The 19,082-nt window shown below is 62.7% G+C and carries 18 protein-coding genes; 4 read left to right on the forward strand and 14 right to left on the reverse strand.

What is annotated here, in order from left to right; translation table 11 throughout:
- Positions 1-81: 81 nt before the first annotated feature.
- From urtA to cbiE, 14 genes are all read right to left on the reverse strand, one after another.
- The gene (urtA, locus tag PSH64_RS03100; protein ID WP_105340426.1) at positions 82-1,347 is read right to left on the reverse strand and encodes an urea ABC transporter substrate-binding protein; all 1,266 of its coding nucleotides are present in this window, start codon (positions 1,345-1,347) and stop codon (positions 82-84) included.
- 451 nt (positions 1,348-1,798) lie between these two features.
- Complete coding sequence (locus PSH64_RS03105; RefSeq protein WP_305479873.1) at positions 1,799-2,167, reverse strand: DUF6124 family protein; 369 nt, start codon at positions 2,165-2,167, stop codon at positions 1,799-1,801.
- A 460-nt stretch (positions 2,168-2,627) separates the two neighbouring features.
- A complete protein-coding gene (locus tag PSH64_RS03110) occupies positions 2,628-3,638 on the reverse strand; it encodes an iron ABC transporter permease (protein WP_305479874.1) in 1,011 nt (336 codons plus the stop codon).
- Positions 3,635-4,582, reverse strand: coding sequence for an ABC transporter substrate-binding protein (locus PSH64_RS03115; protein WP_064616048.1), 948 nt, complete (start codon positions 4,580-4,582; stop codon positions 3,635-3,637). Before PSH64_RS03115 ends, PSH64_RS03110 begins: the two co-directional genes overlap by 4 nt.
- Positions 4,579-5,367 carry an ABC transporter ATP-binding protein gene (locus PSH64_RS03120; protein ID WP_019582251.1) on the reverse strand — a complete coding sequence of 263 codons (789 nt, stop codon included), beginning with the start codon at positions 5,365-5,367 and terminating at the stop codon, positions 4,579-4,581. The genes PSH64_RS03115 and PSH64_RS03120 overlap by 4 nt, the downstream gene beginning before the upstream one ends.
- A 203-nt stretch (positions 5,368-5,570) precedes the next feature.
- Complete coding sequence (locus PSH64_RS03125; RefSeq protein WP_305479875.1) at positions 5,571-6,950, reverse strand: PepSY domain-containing protein; 1,380 nt, start codon at positions 6,948-6,950, stop codon at positions 5,571-5,573.
- A gap of 212 nt (positions 6,951-7,162) precedes the next feature.
- Entirely contained in the window at positions 7,163-9,280 is a 2,118-nt protein-coding gene (locus tag PSH64_RS03130) for a TonB-dependent copper receptor (RefSeq protein ID WP_305479876.1), read from the reverse strand.
- Between the two features lie 84 nt (positions 9,281-9,364).
- The gene (locus PSH64_RS03135) at positions 9,365-9,832 is read right to left on the reverse strand and encodes a DUF2946 domain-containing protein (RefSeq protein ID WP_305479877.1); all 468 of its coding nucleotides are present in this window, start codon (positions 9,830-9,832) and stop codon (positions 9,365-9,367) included.
- Between the two features lie 21 nt (positions 9,833-9,853).
- Positions 9,854-10,333, reverse strand: a complete 480-nt coding sequence (locus PSH64_RS03140; protein ID WP_305479878.1) for a copper chaperone PCu(A)C — start codon at positions 10,331-10,333, stop codon at positions 9,854-9,856.
- Between the two features lie 48 nt (positions 10,334-10,381).
- Complete coding sequence (locus tag PSH64_RS03145) at positions 10,382-10,780, reverse strand: DUF2946 domain-containing protein (protein ID WP_305479879.1); 399 nt, start codon at positions 10,778-10,780, stop codon at positions 10,382-10,384.
- A 49-nt stretch (positions 10,781-10,829) separates the two neighbouring features.
- Positions 10,830-11,141: a hypothetical protein gene (locus PSH64_RS03150; protein ID WP_105340416.1), complete on the reverse strand. Its 312-nt coding sequence runs from the start codon at positions 11,139-11,141 to the stop codon at positions 10,830-10,832.
- 254 nt (positions 11,142-11,395) lie between these two features.
- Positions 11,396-12,118, reverse strand: coding sequence for a cobalt-precorrin-6A reductase (locus PSH64_RS03155; protein ID WP_305479880.1), 723 nt, complete (start codon positions 12,116-12,118; stop codon positions 11,396-11,398).
- Positions 12,115-13,212, reverse strand: a complete 1,098-nt coding sequence (locus PSH64_RS03160; RefSeq protein ID WP_105340414.1) for a cobalt-precorrin-5B (C(1))-methyltransferase — start codon at positions 13,210-13,212, stop codon at positions 12,115-12,117. Before PSH64_RS03160 ends, PSH64_RS03155 begins: the two co-directional genes overlap by 4 nt.
- Complete coding sequence (gene cbiE, locus PSH64_RS03165) at positions 13,205-14,416, reverse strand: precorrin-6y C5,15-methyltransferase (decarboxylating) subunit CbiE (RefSeq protein WP_305479881.1); 1,212 nt, start codon at positions 14,414-14,416, stop codon at positions 13,205-13,207. The genes PSH64_RS03160 and cbiE overlap by 8 nt, the downstream gene beginning before the upstream one ends.
- A gap of 143 nt (positions 14,417-14,559) precedes the next feature.
- Between cbiE and cobG the strand changes: the two genes are divergently transcribed.
- Genes cobG through cobJ form a run of 4 tightly spaced genes read left to right on the forward strand, consistent with a single transcriptional unit; the run spans position 14,560 to position 18,914 of the window.
- Complete coding sequence (gene cobG / locus PSH64_RS03170) at positions 14,560-15,861, forward strand: precorrin-3B synthase (protein ID WP_305479882.1); 1,302 nt, start codon at positions 14,560-14,562, stop codon at positions 15,859-15,861.
- Positions 15,854-16,480, forward strand: coding sequence for a precorrin-8X methylmutase (locus PSH64_RS03175; protein WP_007937188.1), 627 nt, complete (start codon positions 15,854-15,856; stop codon positions 16,478-16,480). Before cobG ends, PSH64_RS03175 begins: the two co-directional genes overlap by 8 nt.
- The gene (locus tag PSH64_RS03180; RefSeq protein ID WP_018928431.1) at positions 16,480-17,211 is read left to right on the forward strand and encodes a precorrin-2 C(20)-methyltransferase; all 732 of its coding nucleotides are present in this window, start codon (positions 16,480-16,482) and stop codon (positions 17,209-17,211) included. The genes PSH64_RS03175 and PSH64_RS03180 overlap by 1 nt, the downstream gene beginning before the upstream one ends.
- Entirely contained in the window at positions 17,211-18,914 is a 1,704-nt protein-coding gene (cobJ, locus tag PSH64_RS03185; protein ID WP_305479883.1) for a precorrin-3B C(17)-methyltransferase, read from the forward strand. The genes PSH64_RS03180 and cobJ overlap by 1 nt, the downstream gene beginning before the upstream one ends.
- Positions 18,915-19,082: the final 168 nt, after the last annotated feature.

A 19,082-nucleotide genomic window follows, 5' to 3' on the forward strand; every position in this document is an offset into this window, starting at 1 on the left:
ACCGCTTTCGCGAGCAAGCCCGCTCCCACAGGGATTTGTGTCAGCCTGGGGTTGGGTGCCCGAGGCCGACATCCAATGGGCTCAGTTGCTCTTCACCGCATAGTCCGGCTTCTTGTCGTTGCCTGAGATAAACGGGCTCCACGGTTGGGCGCGGATCGGCCCTTCGGTCTGCCACACCACGTTGAACTGACCGTCGGCCTGAATCTCGCCGATCATCACTGGCTTGTGCAGGTGATGGTTGGTCTTATCCATGGTCAAGGTGTAGCCGGACGGTGCGGCAAAAGTCTGGCCGGCCAGGGCTTCGCGGACTTTGTCGACGTCGGTGGATTTGGCTTTCTCGGCGGCTTGCGCCCACATGTGGATGCCGACGTAAGTGGCTTCCATCGGGTCGTTGGTCACCGCTTTGTCGGCGCCCGGCAGGTTGTGTTTCTTGGCGTAGGCTTTCCAGTCATCGACGAACTTCTTGTTCACTGGGTTTTCCACCGACTCAAAGTAGTTCCACGCCGCGAGGTTGCCCACCAGCGGTTTGGTGTCGATGCCGCGCAATTCTTCTTCGCCCACGGAGAACGCCACGACCGGTACGTCGGTGGCTTTCAGGCCCTGGTTGGCCAGTTCTTTATAGAACGGCACGTTGGAGTCGCCGTTGACGGTGGAGATGACCGCCGTCTTGCCACCGGCAGAGAATTTTTTGATGCTGGCCACGATGGTTTGATAGTCGCTGTGGCCGAACGGGGTGTAGACCTCTTCGATGTCCTTGTCCGCCACACCTTTGGAGTGCAGGAACGAGCGCAGGATCTTGTTGGTGGTGCGCGGGTAAACGTAGTCGGTGCCGAGCAGGAAGTAGCGCTTGGCGCTGCCGCCTTCTTCGCTCATCAGGTATTCCACTGCCGGAATCGCCTGTTGGTTGGGCGCCGCGCCGGTGTAGAACACGTTCGGCGACATCTCTTCGCCTTCATATTGCACCGGGTAGAACAGCAGGCCGTTGAGCTCTTCGAACACCGGCAGCACCGATTTACGCGACACCGAGGTCCAGCAACCGAACACCACCGCCACTTTGTCCTGGGTCAGCAACTGCCGGCCCTTTTCGGCGAACAGCGGCCAGTTCGATGCCGGGTCCACGACCACCGGTTCCAGCATCTTGCCGTTCACACCGCCCTTGGCGTTGATTTCGTCGATGGTCATCAACGCCATGTCTTTGAGTGAGGTTTCGGAGATCGCCATGGTCCCGGACAACGAATGCAGAATACCGACCTTGATGGTCTCGGCGGCCTGGACAGTCCAGGTCATGCCCATCGCGGCAATGCTTGCCGTGAGTGTGAAAGCCTTGATCAAACTGCGACGCTTCATTGTGCGATCTCCATGAACGTTAAAGTTTTTTATGGTTGGCAGATGCGGACGACTGAAGGCTGTTTTGCAAGGGCTGTGCCCGGTCGGGGACGGGCAAGGAAATGTCGTATTAGAGTGGTTGCGGGGTTTGCGTGACGCACCATGAAGGGACGGGGCTGGCGCGTTGGTGCGAGAAGATGCGCCACATTGGGGCGCAGACAGTGCGGACCACCACAGATCAAAATGTGGGAGCGGGCTTGCCCGCGAAGACGGTGTGTCAGTCACAGGGATGTTGAGTGTGCCGCCGCCTTCGCGAGCAAGCCCGCTCCCACAGTAAATGTGTGTCGTACGCGAAATCTGTGAACGACGATGAACCTATGTGGGAGCGGGCTTGCTCGCGAAAGCGGTGTGTCAGCTGCGGTGATGTTGGATGTACCGCCGTCTTCGCGGGCAAGCCCGCTCCCACAGGGGACTACGCCGGGTCGACGTTATCCAGCGCCCGGTTAACCGCCAGTTCCGCCAGCATGATGCTCTGTTGAATCGCCAGCGCCGTGTAGCGCTGTGGGGCGGTCAGGTCGTTGGCGAAGTCGCTGGTCAGGACACTCGCCGTGGCCAACGATTCACAGGCGTGGGCCAGCAGGCTTTCGGTATCCATATTCGGTGCGACGATGAACATGGTGCTGGGGCGGCGGGGTTTTTCGGTGTAGGGCGCCGGGGGATCGAGGTAGTAGTCGAGGGCGCGTTTGATGGCTTCGCGATCCTTGAGTAATTCTTCGTTGCGCGAGGCTTCGGCGTTGGGGGTGGTGGTGTTGAAGGGTGGGTCAGGAATTAATTTGTCCATTGAAAAATTTCTCCAGCGTTGGAGCCTCCACTTGCCGCTTCTCACACGGGAAGAGGTGGCAGCTATGTGCGAGGTGAGAAGACCGGTTATGGACACCCGGCCGGACCGAAGTCCGCCCGCACACAGCCGCCATAACACATTTGCAGGCAGCTAATAAGCTGGCGGCGATTATGCGTGTACAGACACTGGATGACCATAAGTTGCCGGGCTTCTCACACCCGATCACTGAGTTTTCAGCGACAGCCAAAGACTAGAGAGCCCGCTTCCGACGGACAACCTGAAAGATGTGTGGGAAAGGTCTGGTGTTTTGGCATTCACATAAACACACAAAAACAGACGCAGAATTGCAATCCCTGTGGGAGCGGGCTTGCTCGCGAAGACGGCGGCACATCCGACACCGATGTGTCTGACAGACCGCTTTCGCGAGCAAGCCCGCTCCCACAGTTTTGAATGGGGTGAGTCAGCGGCGGCGCATCAGGCCGATGAAGAACAGCCCGCCAATCGCGGCGGTGGCGACGCCGATGGGCAGGTCTTCCGGGGCGATCAGGGTGCGTGCGGCCACGTCGACCCAGACGAGGAACAGGCTGCCCAACAACACGCACACCGGCAGCAACCGCCGATGCTCGGCACCCACCAATCGCCGGGCAATGTGCGGCACCATCAGCCCGACAAAACCAATCGAGCCGCTGATCGACACCAGCACCCCGGTCATCAGCGAGGCAATCAAAAACACCCGCAGCCGTACGGTGCGGGCATTGAGGCCCAGGGTCACGGCGGTCTGCTCGCCGGCCATCAACGCATTCAACGGCCGGGCCATGCCCAGCAACAACACCAACCCGAGCAACACACTCGCGGCGGGTACGGCGAGCAATTCCCAGCGCGCCAGCCCGAGGCCGCCGAGCATCCAGAACATCACCGCCGAACTGGCGCGATGGTCGCCCAGAAACAGCAGCAGGTTGGCGATCGCCATCATTACGAATGACACCGCCACGCCGCACAGCAGCAGCCGATCACTGTCCAGTCGCCCATGACAGTTGGCGATCATCAGCACGATCAACATGCTCAGCAGCGCGCCGATGAACGCCGCGATGGGCAAGGTCAACAGGCCGACGATTTCACCGACATGCAACACCACAATCACCGCGCCGAGGGTCGCGCCGGAGGTCACGCCGAGCAGGTGCGGATCGGCCAGCGGATTGCGCGTCACCGCTTGCAGCACCGCGCCAATCAACGCCAGGCCGGCACCCACCAGCGCGCCGAGCAACATGCGCGGCACGCGGATCAGCCAGACGATGTGTTCCTGTCCGGCCGTCCAGCTCTGCTCGCCAACACTGAAGGCCTTGTGCAGCAGAATTTGCCACACCACCTCCACCGGTACCCGCGCCGGGCCGAAGCCCAGCGATACCACACACGACATCAGCAACAGCACGCCGAGGCCGATCAGCAACAAGGCATAGCGACGGTCGATCATTCGCCGTGGAAACCCTTGGCCAGGGTTTCGACCGCCAGCACGTTGTCGATCCCCGGTGTGGCCTGTACGTAAGGAATGACGATGAAGCGCTGGTTCTTGATCGCATCCACCGATTGCAGGGCCTGGTTGTTCAGCAAAAACTGCTCCTTCTGCTCGGCGGTGACTTCGCCGTAATCGACGATCACGATCACCTGCGGATTGCGCTCGACCACGTTCTCCCAGTTGACCCGGGTCCAGCTCGCCTCGACGTCGTCGAGAATGTTGCGCCCGCCGGCCGCGTCAATCAGCGCCTGCGGCATGCCCAGGCGCCCGGAGGTCATGGCCCGGTCTTCACCGCTGTCGTACAGAAATACCCGAGGCTTGTCCGCTGGCAGATCCTGGCGCACCTCGGCGACTTGCGCCTGCATCCGGGCGATCACGGCGTTGGCGCGGTCTTGCACGTCGAAGATTTTGCCGAGGTTGCGCAGGTCGTTGTAGGTGTCTTCCAGGCTGGCCGGTGGACGCTTCATCACGAACGCGCAGGACTCGGTGAGCTCGTAGACGTTGATCCCCAGCGGTTGCAGGGTTTGCGGCGTGAGGTCACCACCGACGCGCATGCCGTAGTCCCAACCGGCGAAGAAGAAATCGACGTTGGCGTTGAGCAGGGTTTCCACCGACGGGTACTTGGCCGCCAGTTCCGGCAAGCCATCGAGGATGGTCTGCATCTGAGGCGTCACCGATTTCCATCCGGTCACGCCGCTGTAGCCGGCCATCCTGGGTTTGAGACCGAGGGCGAGCATCATCTGAGTCATGTTGATGTCGTGGCTGACCGCGTGTTTCGGCGCTTGCTTGAAGGTCACTGCGCGGTTGCAACTCTGGACGGTCAGTGGGTATTTCGTGGCCTCGGCGAAGGCATGGGCACTGCCCAGCAACAACGCGACGCAAAGCAGGGAACGCAATGTCATGGTTGGGTTATCCAGGTGATTCGAGGGTAGCCGTGCAAGGGATGGTCATCGATCAGGGCGTCGACGCCGAACACGTTGTGCAAAAGGTGTGTGGTCAGGACTTCTTTGGGGGTGCCACTGGCGACGATGCGACCGTGATGGATCACGTACAGCCGATCGCAGAAGGCCGCCGCCAGATTGAGGTCGTGGATGCTCGCCAATGTGCCGATCTGCAGGCGTTTGACCAGTTGCAGCAGTTCCAGTTGATAGCGCGGGTCGAGGTGGTTGGTCGGCTCGTCGAGGATCAGCAATTGCGGTTGCTGGGCCAGGGCGCGGGCGAGGATCACGCGCTGTTTTTCACCGCCGGACAGGGTGGCGAAGGCGTGGTCTTCGAAGCCCTTGAGGCCGACCGATTCGAGGGCTTGGGTTGCGAGCTTCCGGTCTTCGAGAGTATCGCCATCGAACAGACCTTTGTGCGGTGTGCGGCCCATGGCGACCACTTCATCGACGGTCAGGCCGAAGGCGTCGGGGAATTCCTGCAACACCACCGCGATGCGTTGCGCGCACCAGCGGGAGGATTGCTTCCAGACGTTGTGATGGTCGAGCTTGACCTCGCCACTCTCCGGTTTGCTGAAACGATAGGCACAACGCAGCAGGCTGGTCTTGCCGCTGCCGTTGGGGCCGATCAACCCGACGAACTCACCGGCGGCCACGTGCAAGGAGGCGTCACGCAGCTGGAACTGGTGATGGCAGTGGCCGTGGCCCAGGGGTGTCCAGGCGAGGTTGGTGAGGTTCAGCGAGGTCATGCGTGTTCTCTGAAATATTCGGTGTTGCTGATGACGCCTTCGCGAGCAAGCCCGCTCCCACATTTGATCGCATTCCAATGTGGGAGCGGGCTTGCTCGCGAAGGGGTCCTATGCTTCAAAACTGATAATTAGCGGTGACGAAGAACGATCACAGTCCGGCCCGCATTGTATTGGCTTTGCGCGTACACGTATCTCGCCTGTTTTCATAATGAAGGTGAAGTGGATTCAGTTTGCCGGCCCAAGCGCGACAGCAGCCCCCAATCCAATACCCATACGACCACCAGCGAAGCCCCCACCAACGGAAACATCACCGCCAGGGCGAACATGATGACCATTGCGGTTTTCCATTTCGGCAGGTCGTGACGCAACGGCGGCACACCGAACTTGCCCTGTGGCCGGCGCTTCCACCAGATCACCACGCCGCTGACGGCGCTGAGCAAAATCATCAGGCAGATCAGCAGCACGATGATCTGATTGAACGGGCCGAACATTTTGCCTTCGTGCAGCATCACGCCGACTTCCGTGGCGCGGGCGACGTTGCTGTAATGCTGCCAGCGCACGTCGGCGAGGACGTTGCCGGTGTACTGGTCGACGTGCAGGGTGGCATCGTTGCGCGGGTCATCGGCGAACACTGCGATGGTGAACACGCCGGTGGCGGTGGTGGGGAAGGTGATGCTGTAGCCGGGCTCGACCTTGCGCTGCACGGCGATGTTTTGTACGTCTTGCAGGCTGATGGTCGGTGCCGCCGGGCCGGCCTGGGTACTGGCGTGAGCCATGTGTTCGGCATGGTCGCCGGACATCGGCATCGGCGTGTTTTCCATGGCCCATGGCACGGTCTGGCGCGTGGCGCTGTTGAGGCTGCGGGCCTCGACGTCGGACTTGGGCACGTCATTCCACATGGCGACCGGGAAGCGGTTCCAGAGGTCGGCGTATTGTTTGCCCCAGAAGCCGGTCCAGGTCATGCCGCTGAGTAGCATCACCAGCAGCAATGCCGCGCCCCAGAACCCGGTCACCGCGTGCAGGTCACGCCAGAGCACGCGACCACGACTGTTCAAGCGCGGCCAGAGAATCCCGGCGCGCTGGCCACGCGGCCACCACAGAAAGACGCCGGAGACCACCAGCACCACGCCCCAGCCGGCGGCCAGTTCCACCAGCCGATCACCAACGGTGCCGATCATCAACTCGCCATGAATCGCGCGCGCGAGCGCTTGCAGATTGTTCTTCGCGTCTTGCTCGCCGAGGATGTCGCCGTGGTACGGATCGATGAACACGTTCAGTTCATGACCCTCATTGATCACCACAAATTGCGCGCTGCGTTCGGCGTTCACTGGCGGCAGGTATTGTTTGATCTGGCCTTGTGGATACGCCTCTTTTACCCGCTTGAGCAGGTCGTCGGCGGCGACTGTGTGATGACCGGCCGGGACGTTCAGCAGGCTGCCGTACATCAACGGATCGAGTTGCGGTTTGAACAGGTAGACGATGCCGGTCAGGGCCAGCATCACCATGAAGGGTGCGACGAACAGGCCGGCGTAGAAATGCCAACGCCAGGCCAGGTTGTAGAAATTCGGTTTGGGCTGTTGCATTCGTGTGCTCCGCTAGGCTTGGATCTGTTTTAGTTGTATGGCAATCGATGGTGGGCAAGGGTTGAACACCACAACCCCTGTGGGAGCGGGCTTGCTCGCGAAAGCGGTGTGTCAGGCGCCATCAATGTTGGCTGTGCCGCCGTCTTCGCGAGCAAGCCCGCTCCCACAGGTTCAACACTGTCCATGTGGGAGCGAGCCTGCTCGCGATGCTCTTAGAAGCTCATGTCGACCTTGGTCCAGAGCGTGCGCCCCGGTTCGTTGATGGCTTGCGGATCGTTGGCCGGGAAGCCGAAACCGGCGTTGCCGGCCAGGTTCAGGTGTTCGGCGTAGGCCTTGCCGAACAAGTTGTCGACGCCGCTGCTGACCTTCCAGTTCTTGTTGATCCGGTACGCGCCGTTGAGCGAGAACACGCCGAACCCCGAACTTTTGTCGAAGTCTTTGCCGACCACGTTGCCCTTGTTCCGGTCGATGCGGTTTTGCGCCGCGACCACCCGCCACAAGGCGCCGGCGCTCCAGTTGTCTTCGCTGTAGGTCAGGCCGAAGCGCGCATCCAGCGGTGGCATCTGCGGCAGGGCGCTGCCGTCGCTGCTGTTCTTGCCCCAGGCGTAGGCCAGGGTCGCGTCGGCTTTCCAGTTGGCCGTCAGCTTGTAGGCCGCGCCGAGTTCGCCGCCCATGATTCGCGCGTCGATGTTCTCGGCTTGGGAGGTCATGCCCATCATCCCCGGCGTGTAGTTGAACAGGATGTAGTCACGCACCTGCCCGACATATCCCGAGGCCCAGGCTTCGAGGTCGGCGGTCTTGTATTGCAGGCCGAAGTCGAGTTGGGTGGTTTTCTCTGGTTTGATCGAGTCGAACGCATTCACCGAACCGGCAGGGCCTGAGTTGGGCGAAAACAGCTCCCAGTAATCCGGGAACCGCTGGGCATGACCGAGGCCCGCATACAGCGTGGTCGGGCTGTCGGCCAGGTCATGCTCGTAACGCACGAAACCGCTGGGCAGGGTGTCGGCGCGGGTGTCGTCGGCGGTCGGGTTGGCGCGGGCCATCATCCCGGAGCCGATGGTCTGTCGATAATCCTTGGCCGAAGCACGGTCCAGTCGTGCGCCGGTGATCAGTCGATCACGGTCGGCGGCGTACCAGGTCAGTTCGCTGAACACGCCGTAGTTGTGGAAGTCGGCGTCCTTGTTGCGGGGCACATCCTTGTAGGTGTCGATACCCATGGCGCTGCGTTGGCGGTGCTCGTTGGTCTGCGCATCCAGGCCACTGATCAATTGCACATCGGCCCAGCGCCAGGTGGCTTTGATCCGCGCGCCGAGGGTTCGGCGGTCGACGTTGGAGGCCATGGGGCCGGCCATCATCCCGGTGCCGGACGGCGTGCGCAGGGTGTAGTTGTCCATCACGTGGTCGGCGTAGTTGTAGTAGACCTGCGCCTCGACCTTATCCAGCACCTCACCGATGTTCGACTGTTCGAAGCGCAGCCCCAGGCTTTCGCGCAAGAACTGCGAACCGTCCATGCTGCGCCCAGCGTAACGGGCTTCGCCGTCGCCCTTGCCGGCAGTCAATTCCAGCAGGGTGTCGGCGTTCGGCGTCCAGCCCAGCGCTATATCACCGTTCCATTTGTCGTAGCGCGAGGGCACGGTGTCGTTGTTGCCGTCCTTGTAGTCATCGGAATGCGCGGTGTTGCCGATCACTCGCACGTAACCCAGCGGCCCGCCAGCGGCGGCGTCCAGCACTTTGTCGAAGCGGCCGTTGGAGCCGGCCAATACGCTGGCATTCACCCTTGTGCCGAGTTCGCCGAAGCTTTCCGGCTCCCGGTCGAACAGGATGGTGCCGGCCGATGCGCCGGGGCCCCAGAGCACGGTTTGCGGGCCTTTGATCACGGTGAGTTTGTCGTAGGTTTCCGGTGAGATGTACGAGGTCGGCGCGTCCATCCGGCCGGGGCAGGCGCCGAGCATCATGCTGCCGTTGGTGAGGATATTCAGGCGCGAACCGAACATGCCGCGCAGCACCGGGTCGCCGTTGGTGCCGCCGTTGCGCACCAGGGCGAAGCCGGGGATGGTCTTCAGATAATCACCACCGTCGCTGGCCGGCACCGGTTGGCGCGGGTCCTTGGGGTTGGTGACGACGGTCAGCGGCGAGCTCGGCGCGATGGCGGTGATCACCGTCGGGCTCAGTTCTTCGGTGTGGCCGGCGTGTTCATCGGCCAGCACCAGCGGTGTCAGCAACAAGCCGCAAAGGACGGCGGTGGCGCGCATGAAATGAACGCGTGATGGGTTCAGGGCAAAAAAAGCCTGGGCAGCGCCCAAACGTGTGTCAGCAGAAAACCTTGACATGACAATTTCCATCGAACAGTCGTAAACGACACGGCCGGCAGCCTGGGGCTGTCTTCTAAACCGTGTGAGATCGGAGGTGGGTGTTTACGTGACGATGGGCGGGGCGCGGGTGCGGGCGCCAGGGAAGAAGGTTTGCCGGGCGTGGCCCAGGCGGGTGGCGGGTGTGGTGAAGGTGGGGGCGGGCGGGGTGTCGAACGCGGTGAATGAAGCGCCACCGGTGAGCGCCGGGCAATTGAACAGCAGGCTGCAATAGCCGCATTTTTCCCACAGCGCGTGATGCTCGGCTGTCGGCCGGCAGTGTTCGGCAGCCGGTTGTGCGTCGTGGTCGGCGTGCTCCATCGCCGACATGTCCGAGCCCATGTCCATCGACATGTTCATGGACATGCCCATCGCCATGCTCGAAGCCGCCGCGCGCGAATCCATCGGCATCGACTGAGAAATCAGCGGGCCGATAAAGATCATCAGCATGGCGAACAGGCTGATCCAGCTGCCGCGGGTCAGGCTCATTGGCTGACGGCGGCGAACGGATGGCCTGGCGCTATGCGGGCGCATAGGCGTTTTCAACGGGGGCGATTACTGGGCGTGCATGTGCGCTTGCATGCTGTCCGGCGCCTTTTTCTGCACCGAGACCTCGACCGTTACATCACCGGACTTCTCGAAGTGCAGGGTCAGTGGAAAGTGCTTGCCGTCGCTCAACAGGCTGCGGTCTCTGAGCTCCAGCAGCATCACGTGGTACGCCATCGGGGCGAAGGTGACTTCGCCGCCAGCCGGGATTTCGACGTCGGGCACTTGCTGCATTTTCATCAGATCGTTTTGCATCACATGTTCGTGCAACTCGGCCTTGCCGGATATTGGCGATCCGACGCTGAGCAGCCGATCAGCGGTTTTGCCGCTGTTGTGAATCACGAAGTACGCGGCGACGGTGGGCGCGTTGGGCGGCAACTCCTGCGACCACGGATGGGCGATCTCAAGTTCGCCAATCTTGTATTCGTGGGCATTGGCAAAACAGGCAGGCAGCAGCAACACAGCCAGGACGATGAGTTTGTTCAACATGGCAGTTCTCCAGAATGATTCAAAACGCAGGTCAATTGCGAGAAGGAATCACACCAGAGGGGACGCGCGGGGGTTGAGGCTGGGCCATTGCTGGCGCGGTGTCGGTGTGTCGAGCGTGGCAGGCGGCACGCTTCGATTGGCCTCGAATCGCGCGTAATACAATTGCGGCGCATGCCCCAGCAACGCCACCAACGGCGCGGAGCCCGAGCAACACCAGCAATGCTGCATGTTGGAATGATCGTCGCTCTGCGGGGCTTTCTGCTCGATGTCGCCCAGGGAAATCGCCACCAGCTTCGTGCCGCTGGAAGAGCAGAAACTGCCCCACAGCAACTGTTCGGCCGGCGATTTCGCCGTTTGGGCCATCGCTCCGGACATCGGCATGGCGAGCATGTTGAACAGCACTGCAAAGCAGGCGATCCAGGCAAATGCAAGCCGTTGTCGGGACATGAGGGCAGATCCGGTTGAGTGAGCAATCAGGCGCGGCTATTTAGCCTGATCAGGGGCGATAAGTAAAAAGGCCGCGTGCGGTTTGGTGTCGCAGTGCGTCAGTCAACATGTCGAGCAGCCGACGTGCAAGCTCAGCCTCGCCGTTTTGAAAGAGTGTAGCGACTTCGATTCTTAATGCCTGAGCGAATTGAGGGTCGATTTGGATTCTTGCCCGGATTGTGTGTTTGACATCTCTGAGCGCTACACGATTGAAGCTCCCATCACCCAGGTCTTCCTCTTCGCAGGCCTTGATGTAGTTCCGCAAGTCGGCAGGTGCCAGGAGAAACTCAGTGATATCGAAGCGTGTGAATTTCTCGGGCATTCGGCACTTCTCGCTACATTCGTGGAGCTCTGAAATATAGGGATGGGGTTATGAGCCCACAAGTCAGCCGATTTGGATAATGTTGTGCGTGAGGTCCGACGGATATGTAGGGCGTTGCACATTCTCTGTAGCAGCTGCCGAAGGCTGCGTTCGGCTGCGTAGCAGTCGTGATCCCATGCGCCACAGTCAACCTGGCAGACCGTGGTGTTTGATTTTACGACTGCTGCGCAGCCGAACGCAGCCTTCGGCAGCTGCTACAGGTTTTGTGTGAGGGCCGCTAAAACCTCAGTCACAGACCCAAATTCCCTATCAACCCCCGGCAACACCGGCCGCTTCAACACCAGCACCGGCACTCCACGCTCCCGCGCCACTTCGAGTTTCGGCTCGGTGGCAGTGCTGCCGCTGTTTTTGCTGATCAACACATCGATCTGCCGACGTTCGAACAACGCGCGTTCATCCTCGATCAGAAACGGCCCACGGGCGCCGATCACTTCGCAGCGCTCGTTGCCCGGATAAACGTCCAGTGCACGCAACGTCCAGAATTGCTCCGGCGGGATTTCGTGCAGGTGTTGCAATGGCTCGCGACCGAGGGTGAACAGCGGTCGGCGAAAGGTTTTCAGCGTGTGGATCAGCTCGGCCCAGTCGCTGACTTCGCGCCAGTCATCTGCGGCTTGTGGCTGCCAGGCCGGACGGCGCAAGGCCCAGCAGGCAATGCCGCTCAACTTCGCGGCGGTGGCGGCGTTGTGGCTGATGCGGGCCGCGTAGGGGTGGGTCGCATCCAGCAGCAGGTCAATACCTTCATCGCGGATGAACTGCGCCAGACCTTCGGCGCCGCCATAGCCGCCAACGCGGACCTGACAGTTCAGATCCGTCGGCACACGACCGACGCCAGCCAGGCTGTAGATGTGCTCCGGCCCCAGGGTTCGGGCGATGGCCAATGCCTCAGTGACACCGCCGAGCAACAACACGCGCTTCATTGAAAAACTCCCGCATGGCCGACAATCCCGCCCTGGCGATCGATGGCGAACACTTCGACCTGAACCTGCGCCGGCACCACGCTGCGGGCAAAGTCGAGGGCGTGCTGGCACACCGCGTCGCCGAGGGCGATCCCGGCGGCGCTGGCCATGGCCAAGGCTTGCTGACTGGTATTGGCGTCGCGGATCGCCTGTTGCAACGCCGCATCGGCACCGACCGCCGCGGCCCATTCGGCCAGTTGCGGCAGGTCGATGCTTGAATGCCGACTGTGCAAATCCATGTGCCCGGCCGCCAGTTTGCTGATCTTGCCGAAGCCGCCGCACAGGCTGAGTTTTTCCACAGGTACTTTACGCAAGTGCTTGAGCACCGCGCCGACGAAGTCGCCCATTTCGATCAGGGCGATTTCCGGCAAGTCGTAGACCCGGCGCATGGTGTCTTCGCTGGCGTTGCCAGTGCACGCGGCGATGTGCAGGTAACCGTTGGTTTTGGCGACGTCGATGCCCTGGTGAATCGAGGCGATGTAGGCGGCGCAGGAGAATGGCCGGACGATGCCGCTGGTGCCGAGGATCGACAAGCCGCCGAGAATGCCCAGCCGCGGGTTCATGGTTTTCAGCGCCAGGGCTTCGCCGTCCTCGACGTTCACCGTGACCTCGAAGCCGCCCTGGTAATTCAGTTCCTCGGCCAGCAACGTCAGGTGATCAGTGATCATCTTGCGCGGCACCGGGTTGATCGCCGGTTCGCCGACGTTCAGCACCAGCCCGGGCCGGGTGACGGTGCCGACGCCACGGCCGGCGCTGAAGCGGATACCCGGTTCGCTGTGCAGGCGCACCTGGGAAAACAGCAGGGCGCCGTGGGTCACGTCGGGGTCGTCGCCGGCGTCCTTGATCGTTCCGGCTTCGGCGCCGTCGTCCGTCAGCCGACAGAATTCCAGGCGCATTTGCACCCGTTTGCCTTTGGGCAGAATGATCTCGACGGCGTCCGCTGCCACGCCGCCGAGCAGCAGGCGGGCGGCCGCGAGGCTGGTGGCGGTGGCGCAGCTGCCGGTGGTCAAGCCGCTGCGCAGCGGGGCGGGTTGTTCGGCGGTTTCGTCACGCATCGAGGGGTTTCGTCACGTCCAACAAGGTAATGGGCAGCGCATGACGCCAGGTATCGAACTCGCCCAACGGTTGCGCCTGGGCGACGTGAATGCGGGTCAGCTCACCGCCATGCCGTTCACGCCAGGCCATCAGGGTCACTTCGCTTTGCAGGGTGACGGCGTTGGCGATCAACCGGCCGCCGGGTTTGAGTTGCGCCCAGCAGGTATCGAGCACGCCCTCACGAGTGACGCCACCGCCGATGAAAATCGCGTCCGGGCGTTCGAGCCCGTTCAGGGCTCGCGGCGCACTGCCGCGAATCAGTTGCAGGCCGGGAACGCCCAGGGCATCGCGGTTGTGTTCGATCAACGACTGCCGTCCCTCATCCGCTTCGATGGCCAGCGCCCGGCAACTCGGGTGAGCGCGCATCCATTCGATGCCGATCGAACCGCTGCCGGCGCCGACGTCCCACAGCAGTTCGCCGGGGATCGGGGCGAGGCGGGCGAGGGTGATGGCGCGCACGTCGCGTTTAGTCAGTTGGCCGTCGTGCTGGAAGGCCGAGTCCGGCAGGCCGGCCAGACGCGACAGGCGCGGTGTGTTTGTTTCAGCGATGCATTCGATGGCGATCAGGTTCAGATCGGCGATCGCCGGGTCGCTCCAGTCGTTGGCAGCGCCCTCGATGCGCCGTTCGGCTTCGCCGCCCAGATGTTCCAGCACGGTCAGGCGACTCGGCCCGAAACCGCGCTCACGCAGCAGCGCCGCAATGGCCGCTGGACTCTGGCCGTCGTTGCTCAGCACCAGCAAACGCACACCACTGAACAAATGAGCATTGAGCGCGGCGACGGGACGGGCGACCACCGACAGGGTCACCACATCCTGCAACGGCCAGCCCAGGCGAGCGGCCGCCAGTGACACGGAAGATGGGGCGGGCAGTATCAGCATTTCTGCGCCGGGCAGTTGCCGCGCCAGGCTGGCACCGACGCCGAAGAACATCGGGTCGCCGCTGGCCAGCACGCAAACCGGCTCGCCCCGCAGCGCCAATAGGGGTTCAAGGGAAAATGGACTGGGCCAGAGCTGGCGCTCGCCGCGAATGCACACAGGCAACAAATCCAGTTGCCGTTGGCCGCCGAATATCCGCGAAGCGCCCAGCAGGGCGCGACGGGCGTTCTTGCCCAGCCCCTTGAAGCCGTCTTCACCGATACCTACTACTGTCAGCCAGGGCGACATCTGCAGTCCTCAAAAAATGCCTCAAACGGGATGTTCCGACGGGCAGGCTTTTCATGCCGTCGGACAAAGCAGGCATAATACCGCGCCTTCGCCCGCGAAGCGCTTTTCCCACACAGCCGGTCGCCCCTTTGAACGAACGCCCGATGTCTTCCGCCTTACGCCCCTCGGCTTGCCCGGGGTTGCTGCGTATTGTCCCGGCGCTGGATGGCGGTATCTGCCGGATCAAATTGAACGGCGGCTCGATCAGCGCGGCCCAGGCTGAAGCGGTGGCCAGCGCGGCCGAACGCTTTGCCGGGGGCGTGATCGAGGCGACCAACCGGGCCAACCTGCAGATTCGCGGGATCGGCCGTGAACAGGCGGCATTGATCGACAGCCTGCTCGCCGCAGGGTTGGGGCCGCGTACCGCGGCGGGCGACGATGTGCGCAATCTGATGCTCAGCCCGACCGCCGGGATTGATCGGCACATGCTCTTCGACACGCATGCGCTGGCGGAGCAGATTCTCACCACGCTGCAGAGTCACGAACGTTTCCACGAACTCAGCGCCAAGTTTGCCGTGCAACTCGATGGCGGCGAGGCGTTGGCGATGCTCGAACACCCGCATGATCTGTGGTTGTCTGCTGCTGAGCGAAATGGCGAGCTGTTGCTGGCGTTCGGTCTGGCGGGTTGCCCTACGGACAGGCCCGCAGGCGCGGTGTCACGCGAGCAGGGGCACGCACTGGTGGTAGCGGTGCTGGAGTTGTTTCTCGACCTGGCGCGTCCAGATCAAACACGGATGCGTCATTTGTTGGCCGAGTATCCACTCGCAGAGTTTCTCGCTCGCCTGGCCGAGCGTGTGCCCTTGAAGTCGATTACCGATTGGCAGCGCTTGTTGACCCCAGGTGCCCTGCACATCGGCGATCATCCACAGGCTGGAACCGAATACGTCTATGTCGGCGCCGTCCCGCCTTTGGGGCGGCTCGATCCCGTCATGCTCAGGGGCGTGGCGCAACTGGCGTGGGAATTCGGCGACGCGAGTCTGCGTTTCACTCCATGGCAAAGTCTGTTGCTGCCCAACGTTCGCAAAGAGCGGGCGCCTGAAGTGATTAGGCGTCTGGAGCAACTGGGCCTGCTATGTGGCGCTGATCAGCCTTTGTCACGGTTGATCGCCTGCACCGGTTCCGCTGGCTGCGGCAAGGGCCTGGCCGATACCAAGAGCGACGCCATGCAATTGGCCGCGCTGTTGCAACGTCACGATCAAGCAGTGCATTTGTCCGGCTGCCAGCGTTCCTGCGCCGCGGCCCATGTAGCACCGGTCACGCTGCTGGCTGTCGCCCCTGGTCACTACGACCTCTATTTTCGCGATGCAGGGCAGCCGGGTTTCGGCGCCCTGCACGCACACAACCTTACTATTGAAGCGGTCGCAGCCTTGCTCGACGCCCGCTCACGGAGTTCCCTTGATGCTTGATTACATCCGCGACGGTCAGGAGATCTATCGCAACTCCTTCGCGATCATTCGCGCCGAGGCCAACCTTGCGCGTATTCCGGCCGATCTGGAGAAACTCGCCGTGCGGGTGATCCACGCCTGCGGCATGGTCGAGGCCATCGATGGTCTGCAGTTTTCCGAAGGCGCCGGCAAGGCCGGGCGCGATGCGCTGGCCGCTGGCGCGCCGATTCTGTGCGACGCGCGGATGGTCAGCGAGGGCGTGACCCGCGCGCGTTTGCCGGCCAACAACCCGGTGATCTGCACCCTGCGCGACGACAGCGTGCCGGAGCTTGCCCGCGAGTTGGGCAATACCCGTTCCGCCGCCGCGTTGGAGCTGTGGCGCCCGCATCTGGAAGGCAGCGTGGTGGTGATCGGCAACGCACCGACCGCACTGTTTTATCTGTTGGAAATGCTCGATGCCGGCGCGCCGAAGCCGGCACTGATTCTCGGCTTCCCGGTGGGCTTCGTCGGCGCCGCCGAATCCAAGGCGATGCTCGCGGCGGACAGCCGTGGCGTGCCTTTCGTCATCATGCAAGGCCGGCTGGGCGGTAGCGCCATGGCCGCCGCCGCCGTCAATGCCCTCGCCACGGAGATCGAATGATGCAGCAACCTGGACGTTTGATTGGCCTGGGCGTCGGCCCCGGTGATCCGGAACTGATTACCGTCAAAGCTTTGCGCCTGCTGCGCGAATCGCCGGTGGTGGCGTACTTCGTCGCCAAGGGCAAGAAGGGTAATGCGTTCGGCATCATCGAAGCGCATCTGCAAGATCCACAAACCCTGCTGCCGCTGGTTTATCCGGTGACCACCGAAGCGCTGCCGGCGCCGTTGTCGTATGAACAAGTGATCAGCGATTTCTACGATACGGCCGCTGAACAACTCGCCGCGCATCTGGACGCCGGCCGTGATGTGGCGGTGATCTGCGAAGGCGATCCGTTCTTCTACGGCTCCTACATGTACCTGCACGATCGACTGGCCGAGCGTTACGAAGCCGAAGTCGTGCCGGGTGTCTGCTCGATGCTCGGCGGTGCCTCGGTACTCGGTGCACCGCTGGTGTATCGCAATCAGAGCCTGTCGGTGTTGTCCGGCGTGCTGCCCCACGAAGACCTCAAGCGTCGCCTGGCCGATGCCGATGCGGCAGTGATCATGAAACTGGGGCGCAACTTTCCCAAGGTCCGTCAGGTGCTCGAAGAACTCGGTCTGGCAGAGCGTGCGCTGTACGTCGAGCGCGCGACCATGGCCAACCAGAAAATCGTGCCGCTGGATCAGGTCGAGCCGATGTCCTCGCCGTATTTCTCGCTGATCATCGTTCCCGGCGAGCGGTGGCAAGGCTGATGACTCATTCCACGCCCGCAATCGTCATTCTCGGCCAGGGCAGTCTGGCCACTGCCCGCCGCATTCAACAGGTGTATCCGGCCGCGTTGATCCACGGCCTGGCCGGAAGGGTCGAGGGCGCCGACCGCACTTATCCCGAATTCGGCGCGACCCTGCGCGAGCTGTATCAGCAGGACACGCCGATCATTGCCCTGTGCGCGGCGGGGATCGTCATTCGCACCCTGGCGGCGCTGTTGCTGGAAAAGGGCGCCGAGCCGCCGGTGCTGGCCGTGGCCGAAGACGGCAGCGCGGTGGTGCCCTTGCTCGGTGGCCTCGGTGGCGTGAACGTCATGGCGCGCAAGATCGCTGCCGGTTTGCAGGTCGCCGCGGCGATCACCACCAGCGGTGAACTGCGCTTTGGCACCTGCCTGCTCAATCCGCCAAGCGGTTACGCCCTTGGCGATCTGGAACTGGGCAAGCGTTTTGTCTCTGATTTGCTCGCCGGGCACAGCGTGCGCATCGAAGGCGCGGCGCCGTGGCTGCAGCAGGCGCAGTTGGTGGAAGATCCGCTGGCGCAGCGTTCGATCCATGTCGGCAGCGACGCCCGTGAGGCGAGTGCCAATGAGCTGGTGATTTATCCGCGCAGTGTTGCGGTGGCGATTGGTGCTGCCGCGGCGGATTTGCCGAGCGCTGTTCGCGCGGCGTTACAGCAAGCGAACATCGCGGTGCAGGCGCTGGCCTGTCTGGTGGCGGCTGACACTGAAATGGCCAGCCCGGCGTTGCATGAAGCGGCCATTGCGCTGGGAGTGCCGCTGCGTTTTGTCGCGCCGGCGAGCGACATCGGCGCATTGGCCCGTAGCGCGGTGCCCGAGGCGACGATCATCGCAACGACAAACAATGCGGCTGTGGCCGTGACCGAACAGCCGCTGGACCTCACGCAAATCGGCCGCCCACGCGGGCGTCTGGCCGTGATCGGCCTCGGACCGGGCGCCGCCGAACTGATGGTGCCCGCCGTCAAGGCCGAATTGGCCCGGGCCACCGATGTGCTCGGCTACGAAACCTACGTGCGCATGGCCGGTCCCTTCCGCGCGGATCAGGTGCTGCATTGCACCGACAACCGTGAAGAAATGCAGCGTGCCCGCCACGCCTTCGAACTGGCGGCCCGGGGCCGTTCGGTGATCGTGGTGTCCTCAGGCGACCCGGGCGTGTTCGCGATGGCGGCGGCGGTGCTCGAAGCCTTGCACGAGTCGAGTGACCCGGCCTGGCACACTGTCGAGCTGGAGATCCTGCCGGGCGTCTCCGCGTCGCTCGCCACCGCTGCCCAGGCCGGTGCGCCGCTGGGGCATGACTTCTGCGTGATGTCCCTGTCGGACAACCTCAAGCCGTGGTCGATCATCGAAAAGCGTCTGGACCTGGCCGCCGAAGCGGACCTGGCCCTGGCGTTCTATAACCCGATCTCACGTTCACGGCCATGGCAGTTGGGGCGTGCGCTGGAGATCGTCGCGCAGCATCGCAAACCTGAAACGCCGGTGGTGCTGGGACGGGATATCGGCCGACCGGGACAGACCTTGCGCACGACCACCCTGGGGGCGTTGACCCCGGATCAAGTGGACATGCGCACCATGGTGCTCGTCGGCTCGTCCACCACCTGCGCGTTCCCTCGTGCCGAGGGTGGTGATTGGGTGTATACGCCACGCTGGTACGGTGAAAAGCCGGCATCCTGATAGCCAGCGGCCCTTCGGGGCCGCGGTCTTTTCCGTCACTTCACCGCGCTGGAATCCCAGTGCTCGGGATGGTTTTTTCCACGTTTGAACGTGTCGTCCTTTTCAGCGGCTGTCATGGGATTTGGCGCGGTTGCCTGTCGTCTTTTTTCGGTCACTAATGTCTTGTTT

Source organism: Pseudomonas sp. FP1742, assembly GCF_030687145.1.
Classification (GTDB): Bacteria; Pseudomonadota; Gammaproteobacteria; order Pseudomonadales; family Pseudomonadaceae; genus Aquipseudomonas; species Aquipseudomonas frederiksbergensis_D.